Origin of the sequence: Allocoleopsis sp. (assembly GCF_036703385.1) — a bacterium.
In the GTDB taxonomy this organism is placed as follows: domain Bacteria; phylum Cyanobacteriota; class Cyanobacteriia; order Cyanobacteriales; family Coleofasciculaceae; genus Allocoleopsis.
On record NZ_DATNPA010000468.1, the window covers coordinates 1 to 10,031 of the forward strand.

At 46.6% G+C, this 10,031-nt stretch carries 10 protein-coding genes and 2 pseudogenes; 6 read left to right on the forward strand and 6 right to left on the reverse strand.

What is annotated here, in order from left to right; genetic code table 11:
• Positions 1-272 (forward strand): annotated as a pseudogene (locus V6C93_RS22860) (ATP-binding protein); the annotation flags it as partial.
• Here V6C93_RS22860 and V6C93_RS22865 read toward each other — a convergent pair.
• From V6C93_RS22865 to V6C93_RS22890, 6 genes and pseudogenes are all read right to left on the reverse strand, one after another.
• Positions 207-689 carry a hypothetical protein gene (locus V6C93_RS22865; RefSeq protein ID WP_333478977.1) on the reverse strand — a complete coding sequence of 161 codons (483 nt, stop codon included), beginning with the start codon at positions 687-689 and terminating at the stop codon, positions 207-209. The pseudogene V6C93_RS22860 and the gene V6C93_RS22865 sit on opposite strands and share 66 nt — an antisense overlap.
• Positions 686-1,969 (reverse strand): DUF4255 domain-containing protein, encoded by a 1,284-nt coding sequence (locus tag V6C93_RS22870; protein ID WP_349262808.1) that lies wholly within the window; start codon positions 1,967-1,969, stop codon positions 686-688. Before V6C93_RS22870 ends, V6C93_RS22865 begins: the two co-directional genes overlap by 4 nt.
• Before the next feature lie 151 nt (positions 1,970-2,120).
• Positions 2,121-2,798 carry a response regulator transcription factor gene (locus V6C93_RS22875; protein WP_333478979.1) on the reverse strand — a complete coding sequence of 226 codons (678 nt, stop codon included), beginning with the start codon at positions 2,796-2,798 and terminating at the stop codon, positions 2,121-2,123.
• A 389-nt stretch (positions 2,799-3,187) separates the two neighbouring features.
• Positions 3,188-4,210 (reverse strand): annotated as a pseudogene (locus tag V6C93_RS22880) (glycosyl hydrolase).
• A gap of 65 nt (positions 4,211-4,275) precedes the next feature.
• Positions 4,276-4,455, reverse strand: coding sequence for a hypothetical protein (locus tag V6C93_RS22885; RefSeq protein ID WP_333478980.1), 180 nt, complete (start codon positions 4,453-4,455; stop codon positions 4,276-4,278).
• Positions 4,456-4,832: 377 nt separating this feature from the next.
• Positions 4,833-5,960, reverse strand: a complete 1,128-nt coding sequence (locus tag V6C93_RS22890; protein WP_333478981.1) for a HAMP domain-containing sensor histidine kinase — start codon at positions 5,958-5,960, stop codon at positions 4,833-4,835.
• 238 nt (positions 5,961-6,198) lie between these two features.
• Here V6C93_RS22890 and V6C93_RS22895 point away from each other — a divergent pair, with 238 nt between their 5' ends.
• From V6C93_RS22895 to V6C93_RS22915, 5 genes are all read left to right on the forward strand, one after another.
• The gene (locus V6C93_RS22895) at positions 6,199-6,774 is read left to right on the forward strand and encodes a Pvc16 family protein (protein ID WP_333478982.1); all 576 of its coding nucleotides are present in this window, start codon (positions 6,199-6,201) and stop codon (positions 6,772-6,774) included.
• Between the two features lie 43 nt (positions 6,775-6,817).
• Positions 6,818-8,455 carry a phage tail sheath family protein gene (locus tag V6C93_RS22900; RefSeq protein ID WP_333478983.1) on the forward strand — a complete coding sequence of 546 codons (1,638 nt, stop codon included), beginning with the start codon at positions 6,818-6,820 and terminating at the stop codon, positions 8,453-8,455.
• Positions 8,456-8,559: 104 nt separating this feature from the next.
• The gene (locus V6C93_RS22905) at positions 8,560-9,036 is read left to right on the forward strand and encodes a phage tail protein (RefSeq protein WP_333478984.1); all 477 of its coding nucleotides are present in this window, start codon (positions 8,560-8,562) and stop codon (positions 9,034-9,036) included.
• 55 nt (positions 9,037-9,091) lie between these two features.
• A complete protein-coding gene (locus tag V6C93_RS22910; RefSeq protein WP_333478985.1) occupies positions 9,092-9,565 on the forward strand; it encodes a phage tail protein in 474 nt (157 codons plus the stop codon).
• 175 nt (positions 9,566-9,740) lie between these two features.
• Positions 9,741-10,031: phage tail protein (locus V6C93_RS22915; protein WP_333478986.1), on the forward strand; the 291-nt coding region annotated here is incomplete at its 3' end.

The window sequence follows — 10,031 nt, forward strand, 5'->3', positions numbered from 1 at the left end:
AACAGCGTGCTATATGGAACCAGGCTTTGGGCGAAAACGTTTCAGAGCTGAATGGGCTAGTGGATACCTTAGTGTCACAGTTCAATCTCAATACTCCCGGAATTCATGCCGCTAGTACTCAGGCAATGGGGAAATGGAACGCACAACAGATAGAGCGAAAGGAAGATGAAGGACACCTAAGTCATGCTCAACCTGACAATCAACCATTAGCCCTCAGTACGCTTTTGTGGGATACCCGCCAGATAATGCAAGATTCGCTCGTCCAGACGTAAAGGCGCAGTCGTAAGAGCATTGCTAGTCCCCAATTCAATTAGCCGCCACCGCCGCAGGGGAGCAGCCGGAGTCAGAGCACTCCAAGACGGTTCTCGCAACACCGCCAAGGCCAAACTAAAGGTAGGATAATTTTTCTTTGAATCACCCTGAGCCTCGGCACACAAAGAAGCCCAATTGCTATCTAGATCCATCCCAGCACACAGCAGCAGCACATCCCGCTCAAACAACGACAAGCCAAAGGTTGTACAGACTTGATCTAATGCTGGAGCAGGTGAAACAGGAGCAGAGGTTGAAAATTTCCCCGTGTCGCCCTCTCTCTTAACTTTGGCCTCTAATGCCTCGCGCACCTCAGCCAGTGCTGTCATTAAGGAGTGCTGGTTCGCCTCTTGCCAATTGTTCTTTGCGTTACCCTTCATGGAATCACTACGGTAGGGCCAATATATTGTTCAAAGGTCGGACTATTGGAGTTGGTATCCACATTTAGTAAACTTTCGGCACCGTCCACCTGTACACGCACGAGATACTCTCCAGGCTTTACATCATAAATGGAAAATGTTATTGAGTTAGTGTCTTCTGTTCGTAGTGCAGCATCGAAGAGATAAGCGGCGGGTCTCGTAATGGAGCGTTCATTGAGCAGCAATACTGCTCGCTGCGTTTTCGCGATCAGCAGATCAATTTCCACCGTCACTTGGGCAGTACGTAAGTCATCCGCCGTCTCGTCTAAGTTTGAAAGGCTGGTTTCCCGAACGGTCGGGCGCACCACAAAGGCGGCGACGTTCGATTCAATGCCGCGCATCTCCTGGGGCACAAGTCTCGCATTACGGCCTGCCGACGTAACGGTTGGTCTGGGATGAATCACCTGTAAGCTTTGCACACCTGCTCGTAACGAACCCGCAGGCAGCAACGAAAGGGGTAAGACGATTTGGGTTGTACTGACTTGCTGGGGCGTTATTTTCACCCCACCAATACTTAAGAGTGTGAGGCTGCTCTGCAACCGCTGACCTTGGATAATCAATGTACTATCTGCCAAAATCGGCTGAAGCCTCCCCGCCTGAGGGACGACTTGTTCGATCTGGGGCTGATTCGGTGCGGCAAAAAATCGACGTTCGCGCACGGGTAATGCTCTTTGAGGGATATCATCGCTCTCGATCAAGACAACCCTGGCCTCGTAAGCCACAGATAGAGAGTGCGGCGTCTGCAAAAATACAGACCATAAATTAGATAACTCATCCATCGAAAGGGACAAGGGGATTAATTTGACCGTCTCCATCTGATCCGCCAGGTTAGAATCCGCCAGGTAACTATAGGTGGAGTCGGCTACTGTGTCCTCAATGACTTCCCGTGTCAACACAGATCGCGCATGAAACGTGCGTACAACACTACCCATCAGGCGTTGGGGTTCCAACTCATTTTCATTCCCATAGCAACTGATCAGGTAGTGCAGGTCTAGTGCTACCAACGGGCGCTTGAGGAAATCTCGCTCTGAGTTACGAGTACGTAAATCCGCATTACCCCAAGCGGGATTATGAGCCACGTTGTATAGATAAAGGTTAACCCCGGTTTCTGGCGTACCACTCCCGACACTATCGGGGCGAACGGTTGTCACCCTTGCCCCATCTACGTCTACCTGTACAGTTGCCTGTAAGGTTCTTTGCAAGGTTGCGGTTACTGTGGCGATCGCCAAATAATTACTCATGGCTGTTTGGGGTTCAGGAGCAAGGATGAAGCCGCGCTGTTGAAACTGGTTTCTGCGGGTCATTGGCTGGTTCAACCTGCCCACTTCCTCGCCAGAATTCTTTAAGGATAAGCATTTTTGTTATAGTCGTTTCAATATTACGCAAAAGCAATTAAGCACAAACCAGACCCAGTTTTAAAGCTTTGACAATGGCCTGAGTCCGGCTGGTAACTTTTAGTTTTTCAAAGATAGCCGTTAGATGAGCTTTAACGGTCGCGACGGTAATGTAAAGATGTTCAGCGATTTGTTCGTTAGACGCTCCCTGGACTAACCAGTGTAAGACTTCCCGCTCTCGTTCGGTTAAGTGAACGGATTGACTAGCTTGAAGCGAACGTCCAGCGTAGAAGTGAAACAGTCGGAAAAAGTGCGTGGCAACTTCTGGAGCCAGGTAGATTTCATGATTCATGACGGTTGCGATCGCTTCACACAACTGACTGGCAATACGGTCTTTAAATACATAGCCATGAGCTCCGGCCTGCATTGCTCGAAATACCCATTCGTCTTCTCGGTGGGCTGACAAAATGAGGACTTTACCTTTGTAAGACAACTCTCCTAAACGGAGTAGGGCTGTTATCCCATCATTGGGAGGTATCTCCAGATCGAGCAAAATCAACGCTGGGTGTTGCTCTACTGCCAACTTGAGTGCCTGTTCTACCGAAGCAGCTTCACCGACAATCTCAAATCGCAACGTCCCGTTATTGTTGTAGAAGTCAAGCAAGGTTTGTAATCCCTTGCGAAAGCGCTGGTCATCATCCACTAACAGAATGGAAATCGGCTGAGGGGTGGTCATCAGTGATACCTCTCTCGTTCACAGGGGAGCTACTCACTTTTCTTCCACTTTACAGAGATCAACCCTTGGTCGCACTCTAGCAGAAGTTGGTTTCTAGCTCCGTCACTGTAAAACTTATCACCTCCTCCGGGGTCATTTATGCAAAGAATCTACTAGCCATTGCATGAGCCTAAAAAACCCTCAGTCCCTTTCGCCTAAAAACATATAGCGGTTCTCGGTTAGATACGGTAGAGGTTGACCTCTCTCATACTCTTGAGAGAGGCTTTGATTCTTACTCCCCTTCTCTACAAGGAAAGGGGTTGGGCTCACGTTATTCCATTCGTCACAAGTTAAGGAGAGGAGCGGTTTGTGTCTTGGGGGTAATGTGAAGGATCTTAGTGCGATGCCAATCATTTATGGATCTCATCACGGGTGATTATCCAGGAATCGTTCATGAGTCCCGAAGGATTTTGGTTATCTACAATAGCGAGTTTTGCCCCTGTCCAGCTGCTCCATACCACAAAGAATGATGTTGCAGGAAGTTTACTTTTAATATTATTGATCAGATTGATATTATCGTATGTCCCATCACCGCCCGCTGCATTAACCCCCCATTCAGTCAACCCAAATGGTTTTCCAAGTTTAATCATATCCTCATACCCGGATACATCAAAGGTGGTTCCATAATAATCGAGACCGACAATATCACATTGGGTATTGCCGGGGAAAAATGATGCAGCTGTGGAATCAGCACTGGGAGAGAATACCCACAGTAAATTATTGAGCTTTCTTGTATTGGTAAAATAATCGAACATCTGATTCCACAACAGTTTGAAATTGGTTGGATCATTAGGCTACCAGAACCAACCACCATTCATCTCATGTAAAGGTCGCCACAAAACCACCACTCCCTTGTCCCTGAGTTCCGTAAGTCCGTCAGCGATTTTACTCAGATCACTCATCCAGGCATTGTAGGCAGCATTACCCGGCGTTAGAAGATCATTATAATTTCCAATATTGGTTTGGTTTCTCACATCACCGCCCCAGGGATTTCCCATATGGGCAGAGATGGTAATTAGACCACCCGCTTTCCAGTATTTTATCGCCATCTGATTGAGCGAACTTACCGTTGACGGCACCACCTCATCGGGATAAGAATAATCGATTCCAATCATTGCCACCCACTTACCAGTTTTCTGATACAGCCCCTCAACAAATTGCTTATAGCCGCTCAAACCTCCCGCAGCATCACCAGTCTGCTGTCCGGATAAAACTTGATTACTCGTTTTAGCATTCAATGAGGCGATATAATTGAGAACTTCCTGAGATTTAGTCGAGGCTCCCAGTATCTTGGGAGTCAGTACAAAGATATTTAACATAAGTCCCGCAATCACTAGAAGCGAGACTCCAGACATAGACATTTTAAATTTCATGAAAGTAAAGATGTAGTTGAGAGCTGTGTTTGGGATTTTCTAAGTTACCGCCATACTATTTGCATTCAATCAGGATAGTAAGATTTACCATCCATGATGATTGCATAGTCTACCTTTTCTTCTTTTAATCTTGGTACATCAGCCGTAAACTCAGGACAAACCTGCATCAAGTTAAAGACGTTATACCCTACAGCATCGGTCAAGAGCATCACAAAGGCGTTCTTAGTGGCTTCTTCAGTCAGCATTTATTCTCTTAACTTTAGAATTGCCTGAGAAATAGATTTAATTTGTCGATAAAGTCCATAACTATTGGAAAGGATTAGTTACAAGAGTGTAGTGATATCGGAATGCTAATAGACCTGTAAAAGCGGCAACCCTGCGGCTAATTTACTTTGCACCGAAAGCCCTAAATTATTCTTTTGTGAGATTATTTGTTACTTAATTATTTGGAAAGATGCAATACACTTATTTACTTAATATGCACTATAAAACTGTAAACAGTGCATTGATTGTATGAAAAGTTAGTAATCTATTCTCCAATTCCCTTGACAACTGCTAGAAAGGCTTAACTTGTTGCAAATGGGATATTTTGATGTGCTTCAAGTATCTGAGAAACGCTATATTATCGAGGAAGGGAAAAGGAAAACTGTGCCCCACCACTGGAAAGGTTTTGCACCCACAGGCTGCCTTTGTGGTCGAGGATGATTTTTTTGGCGATCGCTAAACCTAACCCTGTCCCGTCTGGACGCCGAGTGTAGAAGGGAGTAAACGCCTGTTTCAGGTCTTCTTCAGACAGCCCTGGCCCTTGATCGGAAACTTTAATCAGGACTTCATCGCGAAACGCCATCCAGTTGCACGTCACTGTTCCAGCTTCGGGGCTAAAATACACTGCGTTACTGAGCAGATTGTCAAACACTTGCTTCATCTGCCAACGATCAACCGCTAAGGTAACAGGGGTCTCATCACAGACAATTTGTACTTGTTTTTTCTCTAGCCAAGGTTCCAATCCCTTAATACTCTCCTGCACAATGCTCCCCAGGTCATGAGGGGCAACATGCAGTTTGGCTTGCTGTCCACAGGAGAGCAAATCGGTTAAGCTGCTACTCAGTTCATGGACAGTTTCACCAATGAGCTGTGCTTGGTCTTTCATGGGGCCTGTTGGCGAACCCAACGTTAGATTTTCGGCATAAAGACTAATCAAGGCTAAGGGATTGCGTAGCTGATGTTCTGCCCGCCGAACGACTTGCTCCAATAATTGAATTTCTGTATGTTGACGAGAACATTCTCTACTCATCACTAAATAGTTAATCAAAAATTGCGCCTGCTGCTCTGCCCAATGTTTCTGGATATCAGAAAGAGGCGCATCTGTCCATAAGAGCAAATACTCAGCTTGGGAGTGATACAAATCCAAGAGACACCCAAATGCCCTCAGACTACTATCGAGTGTTAAAACTTCTCTTAGCATCAAGGTGGGCAGGGACTCGAACAACCATCCCTCTGATTCTAAGTCTGTTAAATCAGGATAAGAGAAACCTGGCTTGGGCGTGTAGTGAACAATTGATTGGCGTTTGCCTTGATCGGGGTCAGTGTAAACAACCCAAGTGGCTACAACTGGCAGTGCGATCGCAAATTGTTGAATTTGCTGCTGTAAGACATGCCTTGTATCCAGAGAGCGAGGTTTACAGGGAGAAGAGCTTGTGGAGGACAATGGCTGCTCCTCTTGAGCCAATGGTTGCTGACTACCCTTCATAGCTGAGTTCCCTGACATTGAGATTATAGAGTCCCTTCAGTTGAATGTAGAGCTGTATACAACCCCACCAATAGGTGTCGAATAGTCAACCTACATCAGGAAGAAAATTCTACTTTAGTCAAACTTTCGCTCAGCAACCCGTTATCACACAATTCTTTAAAATTTCGACCAAAGTCTAATAACCAGAAGTTCAGCGTATATCTAATCTATATCCTGTACTGTCTACCAACCCAGTCTCATGATCCCTGCTGTTGCCCAAACCTTGGCAAAAATCCTGGCTGGGGGGACTTCTCTAATCAGTACCGAGCAAATTGATTTCAATCACCCTAGTTGGCGAAAGAATGCGGAACCAGGGCTAAACCTATATTGCTATGACCTACGAGCAAACAGCCAGGTGCAGCAGTTAGAGCGGCAGGTAGAGTCTAGCCATAACCCAGGTAAACTGCAAGCGACTCTAGTGAACGGATCAACCATGTGGTTTGATGTGTCGTTTCTAGTAAGCGCCTGGGACTATACCGCCTTAGGGGAACAGCGTCTGCTGTCAGAGGCATTAATGCTGCTATTGCAGCATCGTTGCCTAAATGAGGAGTTACTTGCTTGTGAGTTACAAGGTCACGGTCACTTATCACTAACTGTTTCTACAGCTCATTCCCCAGATACAGCCGCGCTATGGAGTGCGTTGGGTGTGCCATTACGTCCGGCTTTGTACGTGACGGTAACAATACCCTTCACCCTTCAAGACACTCCTCCTAATCCAGAACTCTACCTTCAAGGAGGTGTGATTGAGTCTGACCAGCTAAAGGCAAGGTTGTAACCTGCCCGTTGCCCATCTATTACCCAACACAGGAAGACCACTCATGGCGAGATTAGATTATTTTGCTCCTGGTGTCTACGTCGAAGAAATTGACCGAGGTAGCCGCCCGATTGAAGGTATTCAAACCAATATAGCTGGATTTGTGGGTTTTACTGAAGATATACGCGGTGAAGCCGAAGTGGGTAAACCCATGTTGGTAACCAGCTGGAGCCAGTACCTAGAGTATTTCGCAAAACAAGGCTCGGATGGCTATACAAACTTTAATGCCTACTTGCCCTTTGCCGTCAACGGCTGGTTCTTAAATGGAGGAGGGCGCTGTTGGATAGTAAGTATCGGCACTCAACTACCGGGTACAGAGCCACCCCCACCGGAAGAAACCGGACTCAAAATTAAAACATCGGGAGGTAACCGTCCAGCGCTGCTGTTCACCATGCAGCCTGAAGAAATAGAAAATGGACGAGTCGATGTGGCGATTCTTCCGGGTGAGCCCATACCCCCTGAAAACCCCGACGAAGACCCCCCCTTCAATACCGGGGAATATTTTACGGTCGTGCTTAGCCGGGATGGAGAAGAACTGGAACGGTACGACAATCTAACCATGAACCGGGAAGCCCAGCCTGGGGTAGCCAACTATGTCGCAACGGCACTGCAAGAGTCTCAGTTTGTGGCAGTTACCGATATGTCCCAAATTGGACAACCCCTAGCACGACGCCCCGCCAATGGTCGCTATGAGGTCAGTCTTCCCCCTATCGTGCCAACGCCAGAGCGCTTGCCACAAGATGTGCAGGGGGTGAGGGATGACCGGACAGGTATCCAAGGGATTTTCGAGATTGACGAAATCACCATGCTGGCTTGTCCAGACCTGATGCGTGCCTACGAAGCAGGTGTATTGGATATTGAGCAGGTTCACGGCATCATGGAGCTGATGATTAGCCTGTGCGAAAACTCCTCTCCCAACCCCCCCAATCGCATGGTGGTTCTCGACCCACCCCCAGATAAGGTTAAGCCTCAGCACGTCGTTCAGTGGTTAAACCAATTCAACCGCCGTTCTATGTTTGCGGCGCTCTACTATCCGTGGATTAAAGTTGCCAATCCTCGTAATGGTGGCAGGCCGATTTTAGTTCCTCCCTGTGGTCATATGTTGGGAGTTTGGTCGCGTACTGATGAAACGCGAGGAGTCTACAAAGCACCGGCAAATGAAACTCCACGTGGGGTAATTGGTCTAGGATACGACTGCAACTTCCGCGAACAGGAGCTGTTGAACCCCATCGGTATTAACTGTATTCGCACCTTCCCAAACCGGGGTATTCGCATCTGGGGAGCACGTACCCTGGTGGAACCCGATAAGACGGAATGGCGTTATATCAGCGTCCGCCGACTCATCAGTTACATCGAGAAATCGATTGAGCTGGGGACTCAGTGGGTGGTGTTCGAGCCGAACGATATGGATTTATGGGAACGGGTGAAACGGACGGTTAATAATTTCTTAGAGCGACTTTGGCGTGAAGGTGCATTGTTTGGTGCTACGCCAGCGGAAGCCTTTTTCGTTAAGTGCGATGGGGAACTTAACACCGCTGAAACGATGATGCTGGGTCGTTTGTATATCGAAGTTGGCGTTTGTCCAGTCCGACCTGCTGAATTTGTGATCTTCCGCATCAGTCAGTGGTCTCCTGACCAGTAAGGCGTGTTTGGTGTCAGGTTTCAAAGTTCTAAAATCTGACACCTTCTAACAAACAACAAAAGTCAAAAAACAACTACTGTGTAGAGTTTATAAGGAGTTGAACGATGGCTGATGATCTCCAACCAATCCCTACTAGTCGATTTTATGTAGAATTTCAGGGTCTTGAGCAGAAGATGGTCAAGAGTGTAACGGAGCTGAATTTTAAGGGGCAAACAGCTGGTCATAAAGCCCCCATAGCTTCAACGAAAGATGGAAAAACCATGTGGCAAACGACTTCGGCAGGTTGGGAGCAAAATCCCAACTTTACCATTGAAGTTTATATTGCTGAAGGGGACATGGAGTTTTACAACTGGATGAAATCTACCATGCCCAAAAGTGATGGAGGTGACGGAACCTGGAGTGGAAACCGTAGAGATGGTTCAATTGTCGGCTACGATTCAGATGATAAAGAGGTAGTGCGTTGGAACATCACTAAAGCTTGGATTAAGTCCTATCAATTAGCCGATTTGGCTACAGATAAATCAGATTTGGTCGTAGAGAAGTATGAAATCGTTTGCGAGCAAATGAATCGGGCAGCATAGTTGATCGTGTCAATTACAACTTACTGTAGTAAATTAAAGAGGAGTTTAATAAGCTATGGCTAAAGGTGAAGTTCTTGCTTGTTCTAAGTTTTACCTTCAGTTTGATGGTCTAGAAGATCTGGTGTTGAAGAGTTGTACTGGACCGAAGATTACCCTGGAATCTGCTGGGGATACAACCTCCTATGGTGTCACTAGGGGAGGAAAAAGTGTGATTCAGGCTACGGTTACTGGCGTCAGTAATGGGACAATCACGGCTGTGTATGTGGCTTCTGCTAAAGACAAAAGACTCTTGTTATGGCATCAAGAGTCGCACAGTGAACCAATCCTTGGAGGAGGGTCGAAAAACAAAGGGGCACTTAAAACCGGTTCCCTGATTCTGTACAACCAAGCGGGTGAAGAGGCAGCTCGCTGGAATTTGACCGGGGTAATGCCTATCAGTTATAAATCGTCAAAATTCGATCCATCTAGCAAAGAGCTAGCTACAGAGACGGTAGAGTTTGGCTATCATTCTATTCTCCGTGTCAAATAGTTGAGTGACTTGCTCCTCGTTGTCATAGCTATCTCTAATTAGCTGATTGCTAATTAGATAGACAGCAGCAGAGGTGCAAGGTTGTCTCTTTGCGAGTTTCCTCAAAGGAAAGGCGAGTATCAGCAATTAATTATGAATGGCTCAAAAGCCAATTAGCTGACTCAAGGAGGTAAACATGCCTGAATTAGAAATTCTAACTACTAGTCGTTTTTACCTGGAACTCAAACTGGATGGTAGTGTAGAACCAGTAGATGCTTATTTTATGGAGTGCCAAGGTTTCAAACGTACCCAAGAAGTAATCGAAGTTTGTGAGGTTACTCCTCAAAAATGGGGCAAGGCTGGGACAACGGCGGGTCGGGTGGTTCGGACTAAAGTTCCTGGCAATGTCAAAAGTAATAATTTGATTTTGCGCCGAGGTATGACATCCTCAATCACCATTTGGAACTGGTTTAATGAAGTTGAAAAG

Coding starts and splice junctions, on each gene's coding strand:
- V6C93_RS22905 (WP_333478984.1), top strand. CDS start 8,560: ATGGCTGATGATCTCCAACCAATCCCTACTAGTCGATTTTATGTAGAA.
- V6C93_RS22900 (WP_333478983.1), top strand. CDS start 6,818: ATGGCGAGATTAGATTATTTTGCTCCTGGTGTCTACGTCGAAGAAATT.
- V6C93_RS22885 (WP_333478980.1), bottom strand. CDS start 4,455: ATGCTGACTGAAGAAGCCACTAAGAACGCCTTTGTGATGCTCTTGACC.
- V6C93_RS22865 (WP_333478977.1), bottom strand. CDS start 689: ATGAAGGGTAACGCAAAGAACAATTGGCAAGAGGCGAACCAGCACTCC.
- V6C93_RS22910 (WP_333478985.1), top strand. CDS start 9,092: ATGGCTAAAGGTGAAGTTCTTGCTTGTTCTAAGTTTTACCTTCAGTTT.
- V6C93_RS22870 (WP_349262808.1), bottom strand. CDS start 1,969: ATGAGTAATTATTTGGCGATCGCCACAGTAACCGCAACCTTGCAAAGA.
- V6C93_RS22875 (WP_333478979.1), bottom strand. CDS start 2,798: ATGACCACCCCTCAGCCGATTTCCATTCTGTTAGTGGATGATGACCAG.
- V6C93_RS22890 (WP_333478981.1), bottom strand. CDS start 5,960: ATGAAGGGTAGTCAGCAACCATTGGCTCAAGAGGAGCAGCCATTGTCC.
- V6C93_RS22895 (WP_333478982.1), top strand. CDS start 6,199: ATGATCCCTGCTGTTGCCCAAACCTTGGCAAAAATCCTGGCTGGGGGG.